Origin of the sequence: Mesorhizobium sp. M1329 (assembly GCF_040318035.1) — a bacterium.
GTDB lineage: Bacteria > Pseudomonadota > Alphaproteobacteria > Rhizobiales > Rhizobiaceae > Mesorhizobium.
The window spans coordinates 1-17,695 of sequence record NZ_JAMYLN010000050.1; the positions used below are offsets into that span (position 1 = coordinate 1).

The following is a 17,695-nucleotide window of genomic DNA, read 5'->3' on the forward strand; positions in this document are numbered from 1 at the left end:
ATTAAGCTCTGTCTCGAACGGCCCTGTGCCCTGAAAATGGAACAAAATCGCCATCTGGCCACCGCGTTTCGCAGCTTCGATGTCAGATGCTTTCTGCACCAGCCTTAGGTCTTTTCTGGAGCGTATAGAGTGCAGCCAGCTGCCGATTTCCTTTAACGCCGCGGCAGGAGAACCTTCGCCTACGTTGACAGTCGGGGCCGCGCAAGTAACGCCGCCAGCTTTGTAGGACTCCACATATTTCTTCTGCTCAAGAAGCGGGGCCACAGCATCGATTACGACCGCATCGCGGTGAATTCTTTCGGCGTCCAAGCCATTCCTCCCAGAAAGTTCGCTAGCCGGCCAACGAGGCATATGACTCCATGCCACTTGGATCCAGAATTGTCAAGGCGTTGTAGATTGGATACAGTTGCCAATATGCATATCTGTTATCCAGAAGAGAGAAATTAGATGGCTGGGATGAGTGTCATTATCGTCGGCGCCGGCATTGTTGGACTAAGCGTTGCCTACGAGGCGCTACTGAGCGGAGCGGCTGTCACAATCATCGACCGAAACCCTGAGGGCGACAAAGCGTCATTCGGCAACGCCGGCGGCATCGCCGTAACCGAATTGATACCCCTGTCTGTCCCGGGATTGTGGAAGAAAGTGCCCTTCTGGGCTCTGGATCCGCTTGGCCCACTAGCGGCCCGGGTCAGACATACGCCTCACTTATTCCCGTGGCTTTGGCGGTTCGCAAAAGTGGGCTCAGCATCCGAAGTGCGACGGATTTCTGGCGTGCTCGCGGAGATCAACAGCCGCGTCTATGACGATCTCGTGCCGCTCTTCAACAGGGTTGGCCTTGCGAACGATCTGTTTCGTAAGGGGGCGCTGACGGTCTACGAGAGCGAGAGCGGTCTGAGACGCGACCAGCCGGAGTGGGATGCAAAGCGTGCGCTCGGCGTTGAGGCCCAAGAGTTGTTGGCATCGCAGGTCAGGGATATGGAACCGGCGCTTGGTCCGATAGTGAAAAATGGGGTGTTCATGCCTCAATGGTCCCATGTTTCGGATCCGAAGAAGGTTGTGGATGTTTTGCGCAATTGGCTTGCCGCAAACGGCGCGGAAATCTTCAGAGGCCAGGTTGACCGTTTGACTCCTAAAAGGGATGGGGCGGCGATCACACTGAACGGCGGCAAGACACTTTGGGCAGAAAAGATCGTCATCGCAGCGGGCGCGTGGTCGGCACAACTTGCCAGGCAGCTGGGGGACCGCGTGCTTCTCGAGAGCGAGCGAGGATACAACACCACGATCGCCTCGCCGGGCGTCGCCCTTGAACGCGAAGTGATATTCGCAGAACGAAAATTTGTGGCGACGCCCCTTTCGATCGGCTTGCGGATCGGCGGGGCGGCCGAGTTCGGCGGGTTGAAAGCTGCACCGAACTTCAAGCGCTCGGAAGCCCTCGTGACGCTTGCCAAGCTCTATCTTCCGGCCATCAAGGAAGCGGGAGGCGTGGAGTGGAGCGGTCACCGGCCTGCCACGCCAGATAGCCTGCCAGTCATTGGCCGCTCTGGTCCGAGCCCGCACGTCATTTATGCGTTCGGTCACGGTCATCTTGGCCTGACGCAGGGCCCGACAACTGGCAAAATCGTCGGGGACCTCCTGTTCGGACGACAACCATGCCTTAATATGGAGCCTTTTTCTGTGGCCCGCTTCTCCCTAAAGAGGAAGCGTCTATAGCACGCTGGACTTTTTCGGCCCGTGCGGCCCGCAAGAGCTCGGGGGCGAAAGTGTGCTCGGCGACCTCCCGCGTCGATCAGCCAATGTTCCGGTCCGGTCCACAGTGGCAACCCCCGCCCTACAACCCAGGGACCGAGCCGGGAAGAGCGAGCCCGAAGAGCGTGGGGGCTCAAGGGCCTGCGGTGCAGCCCCAGCACCCGTCGCCCGAAGGGCCCTCGCCTCGCGATATCACGGCGCCGATGGGGATCCTTCTTCTGTGATGTTGTCTGCTGAGTCGACCATGCCCGCGGTTGCATGTCAGTTCAACTTGGGGCCGACGGCGTGTCCTTCTCGATCCGCAGCACGCCGCGCGCGCCTCGGTCCCCGTAGCGCGTGGCGCGTCGCTCCGAGATCGGCACCCAGCTCCATCAGCGATCATCAATGCGTGACCGTATCGTGCGGACCGCCACTTCATAGGCGAGCTCGCCCCAGCATCGCACTCTCGACGCGACACAGAGGTAGCACTCTTTGCGCGACCGCTGGATTTCCAAAAAGATCGGCCTCGACGAAAGGCACACTCAGGCTGAGAGAGCGGGCTGCTGCGACTGAGATGCCCCGATCAGCTCTCGTCCGTAGTTGGATTTGTTCTCTATTGGTGTGCTTCCTGACGCGCCGTCGGCGAAGGTCAGAGGTTTCAGCCCCGTCAATGTGATCCAAATCTTTGACCCGCTAGGAGCTGGAGTTTCCGGCCTGTTTTACGAAGAGGGGCTAAGAGCGCCATTGCGATTGAGTAACTGGCGCGGTCCCGGAGTGTTCATGCACTGGAAGACGTTCGGTACGAATACGTTTGCCTGATGGGAGCGGATGCGGAGCATCGGCTGGACACTCGCCGAGGCAATTACCACCCACAAGCCAGACGCAAGACGAGTCGACCGTGAGGTCGAAGGTCTGCTCGAAGCCGTCGGGCTGCCCACCTCATACGCGCAGCGGCGCCCGGCTGCGTTGTCCGGCGGCATGCGGCAGCGGGTGGCAATCGCTCGCGCGCTGGCAGCGCGTCCCCGCGTCCTGGTCTGCGACGAGCCTGTCTCGGCGCTCGACGTCTCCGTACAGGCGCAGATTCTCAACCTGCTCAACCGGCTGCGGGCCGAGCGGGAGATCGCTTATCTATTCATCACCCACGACCTTTCGATCGTCCGGCAGGTGACCGAACGGATTTATGTGATGCACCGTGGCCGGGTCGTTGAGACCGGTACCACTGACGACGTGCTCAACCATCCGCAGGACCCATACACTGTCCGGCTGCTTGCATCCGCACCGACGGCGGAACGAGACTGGCTTGACGGCACAAGGTAATCGGGGGAGCCGGCGGGCTGCACGAGGCTGACGTGCGTCGAAGTGACGGAACGACTGGTGTGAACGACGTTCTATTGAGCCATGAGACCGCATGTGCGGACATCGCCTTGCACCCTCTCAGCTCAATCTCTCTGAAGGGATCTACCAATGACCTCAAGGTTGGGTGAGACGTGTCGCATCCTGCTCCCTCAGATCACTGCGAAGGAGTTCGACGACATCCCTTCCGCCGCCCACGTCGCTTGCCCCTAAGGAGACGCCGCCGCCTGCCGCCGACTGTTGAGCGACGGCTATCGTTTGGCGGAACAACGACGACGGACAATGCGCCAGGAAATCCAACATGCCTCGCACAGAGTATATCAAGGAGAGTTAGTGTGCCGATCCCGACGACCAATGATGGATCGATAGATGTGAAAGCCCCTCTGTTGCCGTCTCATCGCGTCGACCCGGCACTGCTTGACCAGGCACGGGTGGAAATGCAACACGATGGAGTTTCGGGAATCGCACTCGGCGTCTACCATGACGGCTGCGTTGCGACCGCTGGCCTGGGTGTAACGAACGTGCTGCATCCGCAGCCAGTCGGCGGCGACACGTTGTTCCAGATCGCGTCAATCACCAAGACGTTCACCGCCACCGCCATCTTGCAGCTCGTAGAGCAGGGGCGGCTCAGCTTGAACGACCCGGTCCGCGCCCACCTGCCGCAGTTCACTGTTGCAGACGCAGATGTCTCAGCTGCTGTGACCATCCGCGATTGCTTGACCCACAGCTGCGGTTGGGAGGGAGACTTCTACGAGGACCCCGGCTGGGGCGATGACGCGCTGGCACCATCGTCGCACGAATGGGCAAACTGGTTCAGGTGACGCCGCTGGGTCGGTTGTGGTCTTACAACAATGCTGCCTTTTACGTTCTTGGGAGGATCCTGGAGGTGCTGCACGGTCGTCCCTTCGAAGACGTGCTGCAAGAAGCCCTGCTCACACCTCTCGGTATCGACGGCACCTGCTTCTTCGCGCATGATCTGATCCATCGCAACTTCGCCGCGGGACATGCCGAGTTCGAGGGGCGGACAGTGATCGCACGGCCGTGGGCGATGCCCCGCTGCGGCAATCCGATCGGCGGCCTGATCGCCAGCGCCGACCACCTTATGCGCTACGCGCAGTTCCAGTTGGAGGGGGCGGCGGTGCTCAGCGACGCCATGCGGTTGGCCGCCTTTGAGCCAGCCGGCCCTTCGAGCGACACCCCCGCGATAGGGTTGGGCTGGTGGCTCGACGACACGACCGGAGAACGTGTCGTCAGCCACAGCGGCGGCGCCAACGGCCAACCCTGCTTTTTCGCGATGATCCCGTCACGGCGCTTTGCCTTAGCCGTGCTGACCAACGGGAGCAACGGGCGCATCACAGCCCGGCGGCTCTTGAAGTGGGCGATGCGGACCTACTTCGGCCTCGCCTCGCCCGAGCCTCAAGCTCAGGGGACCTTCGATGCGGACTCCTGGCTGGGTACCTACGAGGCCCGCCTAGAACGCCGCGTGCTGCGCCGCGAGGGAGAGCGGCTCGTGCTCGATCTAACGGACGAGGAGTGGCTCGACGCTCGACGGTATGAATCCGCCCCCCATTTCGCGCGGTCTGGAGGTCCAGCCGACTGGTCGGGACACAATGCTTATCCAGCCAGGCAAGCGCGCGGAGCAGGTCGGAAACTTCTTGCGCGATACCCATGGGGAGATCCGTTGGATGCGCATCGCCCGCCGGGCCGCACTACGCAAGTGAACCCTGGGCACGCCTCGGCGCCCCCTACCGCGAGCCCGGCATCACATCGCAACCGTTCAGGGTCAAAGAGCCCATTGCTCTTGAGAGGTGCGCAACATCGACGAATAGAAGTGCATCTCTGCAGGTCGTGGGAAAAGCGAATATTGGCCCATGGTGGAGAACTCAATCACACCGGTCAATAGGTCATGACCTCGCCAGCAGCGCGATCAATGAGATAAAATCGCTCGAGGGAGTTGGCCTTTTCTATGAGCGCCGGGTCGCCGCGACGTCGGCAGATTTCCTTCAGCCAGCCATACATTTCCCCGCAGTGGACCTTGTGGAAGAAGTGAAGCTTCGCCAGAATCGCTACGATCTCTCGATAATTGGCCTCGCTGATAATCTCCGAAAATCCCAGAACAGATTCGAGCGCTTCATTAGTCCACTCCTTGCGGGTATCCACCTTCGCATTTCTTGTCGATGGCTGTTCGACATTGCGCGCAACTTCATCCAGGGAACGAGTCCCCTCGATGTCGACCACAAGATGTGAACGTGGCGTTGGTGAGAAACATCCCGCGCTGTGCGGCAGGCTTGCATCAAGAAACCAGATCTCCCCTCGTCCCATGTGAAATATATTGTTCTCTTCTGTATTGGCACACCTCTCATTCGTGTCTAGAACTAAATGCACTCTGATAAACTTCCCGTCTAATTCCAAGTAATCACGGTGAGGAATTATACATGCGTTTTCTGATATACGGATGATCCGCGCGTAACGTATAGAGTCCCTATCAAAGTGATTTTCTAGCAATTCATGGAGATAGGGCAAGGATTGGCCCAGAGGTGTTGCCGCTGCTCGGGTCTCGTGGACGACCACTCTCTGCTCCTCCTGCTGCCCCGATCGATTGCGGAGCATGCAAAATTCCCACCGCCCGCACGCGAAATCCGAATATTCGCTCGAGAACTTGGTCTTTGCCAAGACGGCTAAATCGTCTGCCAGTCGCCTTTGGTCAAGCTGGACCACACCCAATATCCGCGTTGTCATTTTTAGCCTCCGAATTAGCTCACTACACAAGTTAGACAGCTCTCTATGCGACTTCCTCTATGGGATATGCGCGTTTTGCTTCGCTCCTGCCTTCTTCCCTAAGGAAGCCATATGGCTCATTGCGCATAGCGCGGACCAATATGGACTCCATATCTTTCACGCTGACGAGCCTTGCGTAGGTTCCACCCAGCGCGAAGTCACGCATGACGCCCTTCAATTCATAATCGTCGCGAGCGACATCACGCGCAAGAAACCCATACTCGGGCCTTCCCACGACATCGCGAACATAGATCGCTGATGAGGCGTTGAGCTGCCCCGTCCCGAAATCAACGATACCCTCGATATCGGTCGTCTTCATGTACGGCACCTGCGCCAACAATTCGCAGCGGTGCACATGGGTAGCAACCGGTGTACCCAGGCCCATGACAAAGCCTCCGAGTTGGCTGATCAATCCAAAAATCGAGTCGTCTCCGAACGGACTGCATTTCCACCAATCGGCTTCGCATAATTCCTGCGTTCTCGGGCCAGTCACAACCATCGAATAAGCGGGATGTTTGGTGCGCCCAGCAGGGAGCTCTCGCATTACAAGATCTGCCAAAACTCCTGCTTCGGACCTGGTCTCCGTCCAATGAAAACGCTGCGTAGCGCAGTAGCTCAAAGTGAACGCTGGCAGAATAACGGTAGACGACGCGGAAAGGCGCTCTATCCCTTTAAGAAGAATTGTCGTTGCCTCCTTGGCAGTCACATTCCTTAAAGCGACAAGAGATGAGTGCAGTACAACCGTGCTGGGTGCCTGATTTTCAATGTATTCGATAACTTGTGCCAGCTCGTCCATAAATTCGGCACCCCGTTTGCTCTTGTCCGTGGTGCTTGCAAGAGAATCACTGCGATCTACCGATTGAATTCGTCTTGCCCACTCCCCAAGCGACAAGTCTTGCTCTTGATGGACGTCCTCGCCAAACATTAGGCCGGCTTCGGCCAACTTGAGCTGGATATCGAGGAAGTTCAGTGAATCTATGCCGCACTCCCGAGCCGTCAAGCTGGGGAATACCCATCTGCCCTTGGTGGCGTGGATCGCTTCCAACAAATGATCCAACGGTGACCCCGCCGAACCTTCGGTCTTAGGTGTGGCAGGGTTCATGCCCCCCCCGAGCGCCGCCTTGGCAATTCTCTCAAGGGCGCGCTGGTCGAGCTTTCCATTGGCAGTGAAGGGAAGCCCGACAAGAGGCACAACGAGCCTCGGAACACGATCATTCGGCAGGACATACGACAGTTGCTGATGAACTTTCACCACGTCGGCGTCCGCGGGCGTCACCATGCAGACCAGATCTTGGCCCCTGTCGTCGTCTTTATCCACTACGACCACCGCTGAATCTGTGCACAGGCCCGTCTTATCGATGGCGCTGGTAATCTCCCCTTTCTCCAGTCGGGTTCCTCGATACTTGATCTGATCATCGTTTCTTCCGAGAAACCGCAATCCATTTTCTTCCGATGCCACGACATAGTCCCCAGTGCGGTACAGCACTTGTTCACCGTTGGCCGTCAAGAATGGCACGAAGCGAAGTTTCGACTGTGCTTCGTCCGCCACGTAGCGTTGGGACGTTTGCGCGCCTCCCACCCAGAGCTCACCCTCAACTCCAAAACCAACGTCGGAGTTGCTTTGGTCAAGAACATAGAAATCAACGTTGCATGCTGGTTTGCCGATGAACATCGGGAGGTCTACATCGCCACGGGGGCAATAGTGGTAGCTAACGGCAACACAGCACTCGGTTGGGCCGTAGCTGTTTACCAGCGTGGCGTTGGGAAAAATCGAGTAGAATCGCCGCCTAACCGAGTCTGGCAAGGGTTCACCATTGCAGACCACATATTCGAGATCCGTGAACCGCTCCGCCACATACGGAAGGCGTTCAAGAGTTCCAAGGAAACGTCGAAGCAGTGTTGGAACCATCTGAAGGACGTTCGTGCCGCTTTGAACGAGGAACTCAATCGTTTGAATGATCTGCGCTTGCAGTTGCTTAGTGGGCAAGACAATTGTCCCACCGGTCGCAAAAGGTACGAAGAACTCGGGGATTGAGACATCGAATGCTGGTCGCGTAAGCTGCGAAATGCAGGTCCCCTCCGTGAAATCGATCATGTCGATATACCAGTCGACCAAATTCAGGAGAGCTGTCTGGGAGACGGGTACCCCTTTCGGGATCCCCGTGCTCCCGGAGGTGTGCATGATGTATGCTATGTCTGAGAACGCTGAGTTGATGCCACCGGGTGTCGGAAAACGCTCAACGCGCATTGAGCCATTTGGATCCGGACTAATGATCGCTTTGGCGTTCGTGTTGCGGACTATATGGCCCAACCGCTGGTCGCAATCCGAGGGATCAACAGGCACGAAGGCAACGCCCAGCATTTGGGTAGCGAGAACAGCTGTGACCAAATCAACCGATCTGGGGAGTTTGACAATAACCGCATCACCAGGGCGGATGCCGATGGCCTCGAAACGCCCCATAAGACGGGACGCGGACATCCCCAACTCCCGATAGCTCACGTCGCCACTCTCGTTCGTACGCACAGCCGTGTTGGACGCAAATTTATCCAAAGTTTTGGCAATAACATCGGGTACGTTGGCGTCGCCAAAACGTAACGGCCGGCGCGGACCGGACAGTGTGGGCATTAGAGTCTGCATCGTAGGCATCTCCATTGCAGTTTTCCGTCAACCCCCTGCGGTTTAGGTGAGACGATCGTGGTGAAGAGGCCCAGTCGGCAGGCCGCAGGAGCGTGACTGATCTCTCTTCGTCGAGCGTCGCGACTTGGGAGCTTCAACAATCGTGCCAACTGCACCGAAAGAGCGTCAGAACCAATTATGCGCAAAGCATTGAATGGTTTAAGTGCACAGCAGGACATCGGGTCTAGCGCTATCGTGTCGCGATCTCGATAAACCCGACAACAGTTGTCGGACTCCCCACGTTTTCCGACCCTGTCGGTCAGCATTCCGCGACGATGTACCCCTGCAGATGCGATCGATGGCAGAGAGTCGAGGTGCCGTCCATCTGCTCAACGATTGCCGTGCATGAGCGACGCAGAAGCCCAAGTCGCCATTCGAAGGTGGTTTGTATTCTCAAGGCTTAAGAACGCGTTCGGCGGATCGATCGACACGACGTTGACGCGCCTTCGGGATCTGCTGGCCGCAGTGACCCGCCGCTCCCTCCCCCGCTGCGGAGCTCTACAAATCAGTTGGCATAGAGCCTCGGTTTGGCGATGCCGAGATCGCCCGCGTGATCGACTATATTTAGAAATGCTGGATCTCGTGACATGCTGCTGAAAGAGCGGCGCAGTGGATCATGAACCTACACCGTTCGGCCATTGCGAATGAGCATGTGATGCATCTTCCTTCACGCGCCACCAGGAAGTGACCACGGCCCTCGATCCACATTCGAAAGACAGGATGACGAAACAGAAACCTCCCGCTTCGCTTCGGGATCACTGATAATTCGGCGCAAAGCTTATGGCCGAGACGCCCTGAAATTGCGCAAGCACCGCGGCAGGTCGCCAATAACGGACGGATCAACGGTCACGACGGCAGGATGCCGCGCTATAGATCTCGCTGCTGGACGAGCATCCCAATAATCCTATCGAGACCTTTGTTGCTTTCAGCGGCGACCGCCACTATGAAGCGACGCTTCGCCGACTGTGTTTCACGCCGCCTGGAGAGTTTCATGACAGAAGAAGCCGAAAAAAATATCCACACCCTCATCGAGCTCACCGCCGATGTCGTCTCAGCCTATGTCTCCAACAATCCGATCCCGGTGGGGGATCTCCCTGCCCTCATCGGCCAAGTGCACGCGGCTCTGAAAGGGACGGCCGGAGGTGTCTCTGCAGAAGAGCCGGTTGCCCTTACGCCTGCAGTCCCGATCAGGAAGTCGGTGACACCGGACTACATCATCTCCCTTGAGGACGGGAAGAAATTCAAATCGCTAAAGCGCCATCTGTCGACCCACTATGGGCTGACGCCGGATGGCTATCGGGCTAAATGGGGCCTGGCGGCGGATTATCCCATGGTCGCGCCGAACTACGCCGCGGCGCGCTCGGCGTTGGCCAAGACGATGGGGCTCGGCCGCAAACCGAAAGCGCCGGAAGCGCCGGCGCCGACGAAGCGAACCCGCAAGAAGGTCGCAGCTTGATTTCGGCAATCGAGATTCGTTCTGGAGCGTTGCAGCCATCGGCTTAATCTGCGCGTCATATGAAAAGGCGGGGCCAACCCCGCCTTCCTTTCAAACAACTTTGTTTCATGAGGAATTCGCGACGCCTTGCAGCAATCTGCTGCCTCAGTTTTTGCTCGCTCCTATCGAGCGGCCTTGAGGACCTCCTGATCAACGCGCCACTCTTGCTAAGACACAGGAGAAAATTTCAACCAGCTTTGCTGAGGCTGCCAGCGGAGGATTTGCCAGTGCGTCGGTCCTGCTCGATCTCATAGTTGATCTTCTGGCCGTCAGCGAGGGTCGAGAGGCCCGCGCGTTCGACAGCGGAAATGTGGACGAAAACATCCGGACCGCCATTGTCGGGCTGGATAAATCCAAACCCCTTGGTGCTGTTGAACCACTTTACCGTTCCAGTCGGCATATACGTGTTCCTCTTTAACAATTGCAACGTGGGCAGGCCATTAGGCCTGCCCGACTCATAGCCGAGACTTGGGCGCAGCAAAAAGCGAAAAATTGTTAAGCCCCGATCAGCCGGCGCACTCCATTGTGGCCGTGGTCGCCAGCAAGCACTGTCCTACACTACCGCTCGAGCATGGCCGGAAGCGCCCCATCTTTCCAGCGCTCCTCAGCGCCACGTCTATTGCTGGTGCTTGGAGGCACGGACGTACGGCCGACCGCTGCTCGTGCCGCCAGGTCAAAGGGCGGTTAGTTCACGGAGCTACCTTCGTGCATAATGGCTTGCCAAGCGCTTGAACGAGCTTTGAATTCGATTGTTTCAAGAGGTTCGAGGGGTTAATCGATGCCACCAGCGTGGAAGCGATCGATAACGCGCGGTTTTGCTGGACCACTTCAAGGGCAAGTCAGAAACAATCGCCCAAGCGTTCGACGACTTCCTACTTGATTTCATAACCTTGCTGTTTGTGGTAGAAGCTACCCGCGAGCGGTTCCACAATCCAGCGAGGCGGTTGGCGCGCGCCAGATTGAGCAGGATCAGGACCCGATGCCCTTGACTTAGGGGCCACGCGGCCAGGGATGCGTTTGCAGCCGCGAAGAAGGCATAATCTGTTCGCCGGCAACCGAGCACAGCCAGGCTGTATTTACGCAGATGAATTCAATCGCGACCGCCAAATTGTCCTGCTTGGTAGCCGGCGACGACGGCAAGCGCGGACTGCCTCCGTGCAGCTGTCCTCCAGCGACAAACGTGCCTGCATGACCCCATCCAAGGCAAGCTCGACGGTTGTCTCTTTCGTTTTGACCAAGGTCCCGCCCAAACACTTGCCTTTCCCGTAGCAACTCATCAGGCTCAACGGCCTCGCGGCAGGCGCATTACGCCCCAGCGGAACCCTGTCCTCGACAGCCAGACCGGGTCGATGCTGAACGGCAGAGGCGTGAGCAGCGTAGCCAACTCGAGCGCGGAGCCTGCTCGCGCGCGGAGACGGATCTGATCAAAGATCGGCGAGTTGGGCGATATCCGCGAGGCGCTGGAAAACGAAGATCGTAGGACTCGGGCGGGAAAGAAGGATGCGGTGGCGCGCTTCTGGCGACCAACATCTCCATTCTCACCGTCAGTGCAGCGGCCTTCGAAGCGCATCCTATGCCCCTCCCGGCAGCGCCCATCGTCTTCCGAACGAAGAAGATATCCTCAGCCGCGCGCGCGTCCCGTTCGGCCCTGTCCGATGTCCGACAATGTCGGATGCGCAACATGGCAGAGCCCGATTTGTCCACATGGCTCGAACGGTTTTCTGATCTGGCACGGTGCATGCTTGGTCATCCGCAAGCGTCGCGGACCAAGGAGAATCCCTCCCATGATCACCTCACCAAGAAATACGGCCGCAGGTCTCCTGGGTCCATCCAAAGATGAGGCTCGAGTACGGCGTGGCACCATGAAGAGCTTATTGATCTGGCTCGGCGCTGCCCGCCGATCCTCCCACGGGGGGAGACTGGGACGCAGCGCCTTCATCAAAATGAGGAACAAATCACTTTGCCTCGAACCTGGCCTTTCGACCAGCCAATACAACCGGAGCCATCGATCGTCCACCTGGCTGCGCAAGGCGTTCATTGCCACCGCACTGGCCCTGGTGACGACCGCTCCGGCTCTGGCCGCCACCAACGGCGGCAAGGTGACGGATTTCCTGCTCGACAACGGTATGGAAGTGGTCGTGATCCCCGATCACCGCGCGCCGATCGTCACTCATATGGTCTGGTACAAGATCGGCAGCGCCGACGAGCCACCCGGCAAATCCGGCCTTGCCCATTTCCTCGAGCGTCTGATGTTCAAGGCGACGACCAACCACGCCGCCGGCGAGTTCGACCGAGCCGTCTCAGCCATCGGCGGCTACAATAACGCCTTCACCGCCTATGACTACACCACCTTCGTCGAGACGGTGGCGCCCTCGGCGTTGGGTGAGATGATGGGCTTCGAGGCCGACCGCATGTTCAACCTCATCCTCAACGACGATGACATCAAGACCGAGCGCGACATGATCCTGGAGGAGCGCCGTTGGCGCAGAGAGACGAACCCGCAGGCTCTGCTGGACGAGGAGGTCAACGCGACGTTGCGGCAGAACCAGCCCTACCGCATTCCGGTCATCGGCTGGATGGAGGAGATGGAGAAGCTGAACGGCACCGACGCATTCACCATCTACAACAAGTACTACCGACCGAACAACGCCGTGCTGGTGGTGGCCGGCGACGTAGAGGCTGCGGCGGTGAAGGTGCTGGCCGAGAAGACCTATGGCAAGGTTGTGCGCGGGCCGGACCTGCCGCCGCGCAACCGCCCGGTCGAGCCGGAGCAGGACACCAGGCGCACAGTGACGCTGACCGATGCGCGCGTTTCGGTGCCGAGCTTTTCCACTCAATGGGTGGTGCCGTCCTATCATACGGCAGAGCCCGGCGAGGCCGAGGCGCTCGACCTTCTGGCCGAGATCCTCGGCGGCGGCAACCGCAGCCGGCTCTATCAGGAGCTTGTCGTCAAGCAAGGCATAGCCTCGGCGGCCGGCGCCTTCTTCCAGGGCACCATGCTAGACGACACCAATTTCACCATCTCCGGCTCGCCGCGCGGCGATGCAAAGCTCGTCGATCTCGAAGCGGCGGCCGTTGCCGAAGTCGCCCGGATCGCCAAGGATGGCGTCACCAGCGACGAGCTGGACAAGGCCAAAGACCGCTATGTCCGCTCGGTGATTTTTGCGCACGACGAGCTGGACCACATCGCCAATATTTATGGCAAGACGCTCACCACCGGTGGCAATGTGAAGGACGTGCTCGAGAGGCCGGACCGCGTCCGCAAGGTCACCACCGACGAGGTCAAGGCGGTCGCCGCGCGTTATCTGGTGCTCGACCATTCGACCACAGGCTATCTTTTGCCGCAGCAACAGGCGGGGAATTGATCATGAGCTCCATCCCGATGCAAATGCGCCGGCCGGTCTTCCCTCGGCGCGCCTTCGCCACCCTGTTCCTCTCCATCCTCTTTCTCATCGTGCGGGCGCTCGCCCGGTAAACGGGATCTGTTTAAAGGCCCGCGGAGCGGTTTTCGCGGGCCTTGCCAGGCATTTGCCGATTCAGGCGTCATTATTGGGGTGCGCTCCTCCTCAGGCCAGCCTCTCTTCGAGTCGATAGAGTCGCCGATTCGTGGTCCGCAGATTGTAGGTGCAGGCCACCAGCATCCACTCCGCGCGGCTGGCGAAGCCGATGTCCGTTGTTCAATCGTTCGACTAGTAGAACCGCGAGGCATCTTCTAGCGTATTCAGGTATACTCCCTTTCCAGTCGGGTACCGTGGTCTACCAGCTGTCTGGCCGAGGCCCTATAAGGAACCCGGACGTCGCGGAGACACACCGCACCTGCTATATATACCTGCTGCGTTGAGGAGGAATCCGGTATTGCCCCTGTGCCTGCCGATGATCCGTCACCTGAGCGGCCCTCGCCGACTATCTTCAGGCGACGGGCTGTCGTTGCGCGGGTCTGGTTGGAAGCTTGTGCACCATCGCGATCGTGAACGCTGGTTGTGCGCAATATCCGGTTTCTGGGGCAGAATTTTGAACCTGCTACCTTCCGATTGTCAGTAGCTCAGTTGTTCTTCGGCCGACTGCCGCGCCAGTGCAGGCTCGGACAGAATCGAAGATACCATCAGGCAGGCATTCGCATTCGACATTTCCGGTGATCGGCGCACGATCCAGGGCGCGCCAGGTTGACCAAGCGCCTCGAACCGCATGACAGTCTTGACCGGCTGGAGGGGAGGACGGAAATCCCGCGATGCCGAAGAGGTTGGTCAGCGCAGTCGGAGCCCACACGGCATTTTGCGGCACGAAACAGCAAGGGCTGGGAAGCGATCGGCCGAGCGGTCCTCGAAGGCGCGGGCCAGGGTGTCGACGATGCGTTGGTTCAGGTCCGCCAATCTGGTCTCTACCGTCTGATAGCGGCTTCGGTCGCCAGTGACAGCGCGTAAAGATATTTGGCATCATTGGCTTTGATTGCCGCGCAGATCTGGCCGAGATTGGGATAGCTCACTGGTGCACCTTTGGGCCTCATAGTGCTTCCTCCTCATCGAGATGAGGATTGCCGGATTTGGCGTAGAACACCAACACGGGTCCGAGATCAAAGCGCGTCCCGGGCGCAAGGCGCTGGACGGACCGGGGCCATGTTTCGGTTGAGACGCCATCGATGCCTCGCGCCAGCGTTCTGGCGAATCGGGGCATCAGCGGAGCGAGTGTCGGTGCCAGGATCGCAGCGGCCGTCGTTTGAAGGGCTAGCGAAGTCCGATTGCGGGCGGGATAGAAACGTCGCGCCGCCGCATAGTCTCGCGCCCGACGGTAGATCACGCAATCGCGCACGAAATCGCAGACCTGAGCGGCCGCGCGCCGGACCGAGAAGCCTTCGTCCGAATAGGCGCGCTCCATCGCCGCGCGATAGATCTCTATCCGAGCAAAGAAGGCGCGGTCGACCGGGCTCCAGTCGCCTGCATCGGGTACACGGCCGGCAAAATCCTGCTTGATTTCCTGGTTCAACGCATCAAGCCAGTTCAGCCAAATCCCTTGGAACACCTCGTTCTCGGTGCGGCGCAGCGCGTCCAGCGTGAAATCCGTCCGCTCACCTTCCGGCCGTGTCAGGCCCAAATGGAGGCGCACGACGTCGACTGTCTTTGGGCTCAGAACCTCCTTGCCCCAGACCGCATGGCGGCAGCTGGTTGAGAACTTCTTGCCGTCGAGCAGGTAGAACTCGTTGACGTGATAGTGGATGCGTGGCGTCCAGTGGGAGAAGACCTCGGCGTAAAGAGCGGGGTAGAGTAGCGCGTGGTAGAACGAATTGTCGAAGCCGAAGAAATGGACAATCTGCCAGTCGTTGCCGGGCATCTCCGCCTTCCAGTCGCGACCCAGCAAGCGGCCGAGCGCCTGGATGTTGTAAAGAAAACCGAAGGCCATTTCCGGCCAGACCCAGATCACTTGCCCCGGGAACCCTTCGGCCGGCAGGCCCCAGTCCGAGGGGTGGGTAATGGGCACTGAAAAGTTGCCGCGTCCGCGTAGGCGCGCGAAGAGATCCAAGATCCGTAGCGGGACGCCCGACGCCCTTAGATGCCGGTCGATATTGTCGTAGCATCGGTCCAAGGCAAGTTCCGGGCGGCGGACGGAGCCGACCAGCGGCGCCTCGGCAGACTGCCGTGACCGGGCTGCACCCAAGTCGTGGCAAAGGTTTGGGGCGCCGCATTCCTCGCAGATGTTGCCACCGGCGGAGCCGCCGCAATCGGGGCAGAGGCCGCTAACATCCGGCTCGTAAAGATAACGGCCTGTCACAGCATCGAAAAGCGCACGGCTCTGGCGCAGATCTACCGCCGTGCTGCTCAGAAGTCTGCGGAAACACGCGGCTTGAAACTCGCCGTAACCGTCATCGCCCATTGTGGGTTGTAAGCTGTGGACCGCACAATCGAAAAGTGCAAGCGTGGCGCGAATCTCGTCGGCGTAATAGCGCGCCACCTTTGCAGACGTCGATTGATCGGCATCAGCGCGCGCGGCGACGTAGCTTTGGTAATCATCGCTTCCAGTCAGATGATAGGCTTCGACCCCTTTCATGCGCAGGAAACGCGTGTAGACGTCGGCGCCAAAATAGGGGCCAGAAAGATGCCCCAGATGCAGATCGCCATTTGGCGTCGGCGGCGTGGAGAAGACGAAGGTCGGCCCGCGGGGAGCCGTGACCGTTGCAGCGACATGATGAGCGGCATCGTCGTCTCGCCAGCAGACATCGACGAAATTTAGGTCTTCGTCCCCATCGTTGTGCAGCACATGCGCTTCAAAAGGGTGGAACAGAACGACATCGCCCGCCTCGACCGAGATTTCTCCACGGTCGGTCGCGACCTTGCCCGCGCCAGAGAGGACCACGAAGGCCTCGATTTCGTCGTGCCGATGGGGCTCGGATGTGACGCCGGGTCCAACCTTTCCGAATGAAAACCCCGCGCGAGCGCTTCCCGTTCCAAGGGTGGCCATGTCGATACCGAACGCCCGCGACAACTCCGTTCGAGAAAACCTGTATTTGCGCATGACGAACCTAAGCTGTTGAAGCAGTGCGATCTTCGGCTGCCAACGCAACAGCCTCCCGTGCAATTTGTGGAGAGAAACGGTAGCCCGACCCGTTGGCGGCCCCGGCCAGGATAATGCAGCTCTGGGCCGCCAGGCGGGCGACGAGGGGGGCGCCAGTCGGGCTGTAGGCGTCATAGAAGACCGCCCTGCGACCACCTCCACAATCCACGTGCCGAAGCGTCGTAACGGGCTGCGGTCGATGCTGCGCGAGCCCGCAAATCAGAACGCCATACTCTCCGCGCATTTTTGAGCGGTCGATCAGTTTCGTGTGCATGCCTCCGCCTGGCTGCGTGAGCTCAATCGCGATAGAAAATGCCATTTGGGGGCTTGAGTTTGTCGAGATCGGCCACTCTGCCCTCGGGCGGGTTAAGGGCGCGCTTAAGCACGTTATATTCAGCGCGGGTCGGTCCACCGGTTGAAGCACGCTGGAACACCAAGTAGAGTGTCCGCCGCGAACGATTGCTTTTGTTCGGTCGTGAGTAGTGCGGTGCGTAATCGTCGAAGATGAAGATGTCGCCAGCCTTCCATACTACGGGTTCCCAGGAGAACATTTCGGCGACTTGAGGATCGATCACCCCACCGGCATCCATGGGAAATACCCCTTCTTGTGTTTGCCGGGGCTGAAGAAAAGCCCGCCGTTTTCCGGGTCGGAGTCGTCGATGCCTATGGCAACCACCGCATGGACCATCCGGTCGGGGAGTTTGTGTGGAATGTGATAAATGTCCTGATGCGGGAGATAGCCGCCGCTGTCGGGGTAGTGGAAAATCAGCAACTCCTTGAGCCTGCGTGAATCTTCGCCAAGCAAATCCTCGACCTCTGACTTTATGCGCTGATCTTCTAAGAGCAAACGACGCAATGGATCATGGAAGTCGAGAAAATTCTCGATCTTGGAGATGATCTTTCGATTGTCCGTCGTCTTCTCGAACCACATGAGCCATTTATCATCGCTGACATCCCAGCGCGACATATCTTCGACAAAAGTAGAGATATCTTCCTGAGCCGCTGGAGCGAAGAACCTTTCGAGCCTGACGTATCCGTCTTCCTGCCACTTTTCTCTTTGTGCATCAGTCAACATGCGAAAAGCCTCCTGTTGGAAAGACTGGTTGGTCGGACATCCCAATTAG

12 protein-coding genes and 2 pseudogenes are annotated in these 17,695 nt (G+C 58.9%); 6 read left to right on the forward strand and 8 right to left on the reverse strand.

Features of this window, described 5'->3' with window-relative positions; genetic code table 11:
- Positions 1 to 309 (reverse strand): annotated as a pseudogene (locus NKH21_RS30595) (membrane dipeptidase); the annotation flags it as partial.
- Between the two features lie 147 nt (positions 310 to 456).
- On the opposite strand from NKH21_RS30595, the gene NKH21_RS30600 reads away from it, so the two are divergent.
- The 4 genes from NKH21_RS30600 (at position 457) to NKH21_RS30615 (ending at position 4,981) form a co-directional block, all read left to right on the forward strand.
- Positions 457 to 1,710, forward strand: a complete 1,254-nt coding sequence (locus NKH21_RS30600; RefSeq protein ID WP_352869563.1) for an NAD(P)/FAD-dependent oxidoreductase — start codon at positions 457 to 459, stop codon at positions 1,708 to 1,710.
- 843 nt (positions 1,711 to 2,553) lie between these two features.
- Complete coding sequence (locus NKH21_RS30605; RefSeq protein WP_352869565.1) at positions 2,554 to 3,042, forward strand: ATP-binding cassette domain-containing protein; 489 nt, start codon at positions 2,554 to 2,556, stop codon at positions 3,040 to 3,042.
- A 371-nt stretch (positions 3,043 to 3,413) separates the two neighbouring features.
- Positions 3,414 to 3,899, forward strand: a complete 486-nt coding sequence (locus NKH21_RS30610) for a serine hydrolase domain-containing protein (protein WP_352869567.1) — start codon at positions 3,414 to 3,416, stop codon at positions 3,897 to 3,899.
- Positions 3,878 to 4,981, forward strand: a complete 1,104-nt coding sequence (locus NKH21_RS30615) for a serine hydrolase domain-containing protein (protein WP_352869569.1) — start codon at positions 3,878 to 3,880, stop codon at positions 4,979 to 4,981. Before NKH21_RS30610 ends, NKH21_RS30615 begins: the two co-directional genes overlap by 22 nt.
- Here the strand turns inward: NKH21_RS30615 and NKH21_RS30620 are convergent.
- Together NKH21_RS30620 and NKH21_RS30625 are read right to left on the reverse strand one after the other, a co-directional pair.
- The gene (locus NKH21_RS30620; RefSeq protein WP_352869571.1) at positions 4,975 to 5,817 is read right to left on the reverse strand and encodes an aspartyl/asparaginyl beta-hydroxylase domain-containing protein; all 843 of its coding nucleotides are present in this window, start codon (positions 5,815 to 5,817) and stop codon (positions 4,975 to 4,977) included. The genes NKH21_RS30615 and NKH21_RS30620 overlap by 7 nt on opposite strands.
- A gap of 43 nt (positions 5,818 to 5,860) precedes the next feature.
- On the reverse strand, positions 5,861 to 8,482 hold the full coding sequence (locus NKH21_RS30625; RefSeq protein ID WP_352869573.1) for an AMP-binding protein: 2,622 nt from the start codon (positions 8,480 to 8,482) through the stop codon (positions 5,861 to 5,863).
- A 1,042-nt stretch (positions 8,483 to 9,524) separates the two neighbouring features.
- On the opposite strand from NKH21_RS30625, the gene NKH21_RS30630 reads away from it, so the two are divergent.
- Positions 9,525 to 9,989, forward strand: coding sequence for a Ros/MucR family transcriptional regulator (locus NKH21_RS30630; RefSeq protein ID WP_352869575.1), 465 nt, complete (start codon positions 9,525 to 9,527; stop codon positions 9,987 to 9,989).
- 226 nt (positions 9,990 to 10,215) lie between these two features.
- Here NKH21_RS30630 and NKH21_RS30635 read toward each other — a convergent pair whose 3' ends face one another.
- The gene (locus tag NKH21_RS30635) at positions 10,216 to 10,428 is read right to left on the reverse strand and encodes a cold-shock protein (RefSeq protein WP_023679670.1); all 213 of its coding nucleotides are present in this window, start codon (positions 10,426 to 10,428) and stop codon (positions 10,216 to 10,218) included.
- 1,543 nt (positions 10,429 to 11,971) lie between these two features.
- On the opposite strand from NKH21_RS30635, the gene NKH21_RS30640 reads away from it, so the two are divergent.
- Entirely contained in the window at positions 11,972 to 13,393 is a 1,422-nt protein-coding gene (locus NKH21_RS30640) for a M16 family metallopeptidase (RefSeq protein WP_352869577.1), read from the forward strand.
- A 669-nt stretch (positions 13,394 to 14,062) separates the two neighbouring features.
- Here the strand turns inward: NKH21_RS30640 and NKH21_RS30645 are convergent.
- The 4 genes and pseudogenes from NKH21_RS30645 to NKH21_RS30660 form a co-directional block, all read right to left on the reverse strand.
- Positions 14,063 to 14,215, reverse strand: coding sequence for a hypothetical protein (locus NKH21_RS30645; RefSeq protein WP_352869579.1), 153 nt, complete (start codon positions 14,213 to 14,215; stop codon positions 14,063 to 14,065).
- 191 nt (positions 14,216 to 14,406) lie between these two features.
- Entirely contained in the window at positions 14,407 to 14,532 is a 126-nt protein-coding gene (locus NKH21_RS30650) for a hypothetical protein (RefSeq protein ID WP_352869581.1), read from the reverse strand.
- Positions 14,529 to 16,502 carry a class I tRNA ligase family protein gene (locus NKH21_RS30655; protein WP_352869583.1) on the reverse strand — a complete coding sequence of 658 codons (1,974 nt, stop codon included), beginning with the start codon at positions 16,500 to 16,502 and terminating at the stop codon, positions 14,529 to 14,531. The genes NKH21_RS30650 and NKH21_RS30655 overlap by 4 nt, the downstream gene beginning before the upstream one ends.
- A 365-nt stretch (positions 16,503 to 16,867) precedes the next feature.
- Positions 16,868 to 17,646, reverse strand: a pseudogene (locus NKH21_RS30660) (phytanoyl-CoA dioxygenase family protein).
- Positions 17,647 to 17,695 lie beyond the last annotated feature (49 nt).

Excerpts from the sequence above, each read along its gene's own strand:
- NKH21_RS30600 (WP_352869563.1), top strand. The coding sequence starts at position 457 with ATGAGTGTCATTATCGTCGGCGCCGGCATTGTTGGACTAAGCGTTGCC.
- NKH21_RS30605 (WP_352869565.1), top strand. The coding sequence starts at position 2,554 with ATGCGGAGCATCGGCTGGACACTCGCCGAGGCAATTACCACCCACAAG.
- NKH21_RS30615 (WP_352869569.1), top strand. The coding sequence starts at position 3,878 with ATGGGCAAACTGGTTCAGGTGACGCCGCTGGGTCGGTTGTGGTCTTAC.
- NKH21_RS30620 (WP_352869571.1), bottom strand. The coding sequence starts at position 5,817 with ATGACAACGCGGATATTGGGTGTGGTCCAGCTTGACCAAAGGCGACTG.
- NKH21_RS30625 (WP_352869573.1), bottom strand. The coding sequence starts at position 8,482 with ATGCCCACACTGTCCGGTCCGCGCCGGCCGTTACGTTTTGGCGACGCC.
- NKH21_RS30630 (WP_352869575.1), top strand. The coding sequence starts at position 9,525 with ATGACAGAAGAAGCCGAAAAAAATATCCACACCCTCATCGAGCTCACC.
- NKH21_RS30635 (WP_023679670.1), bottom strand. The coding sequence starts at position 10,428 with ATGCCGACTGGAACGGTAAAGTGGTTCAACAGCACCAAGGGGTTTGGA.
- NKH21_RS30640 (WP_352869577.1), top strand. The coding sequence starts at position 11,972 with ATGAGGAACAAATCACTTTGCCTCGAACCTGGCCTTTCGACCAGCCAA.
- NKH21_RS30645 (WP_352869579.1), bottom strand. The coding sequence starts at position 14,215 with ATGCGGTTCGAGGCGCTTGGTCAACCTGGCGCGCCCTGGATCGTGCGC.
- NKH21_RS30650 (WP_352869581.1), bottom strand. The coding sequence starts at position 14,532 with ATGAGGCCCAAAGGTGCACCAGTGAGCTATCCCAATCTCGGCCAGATC.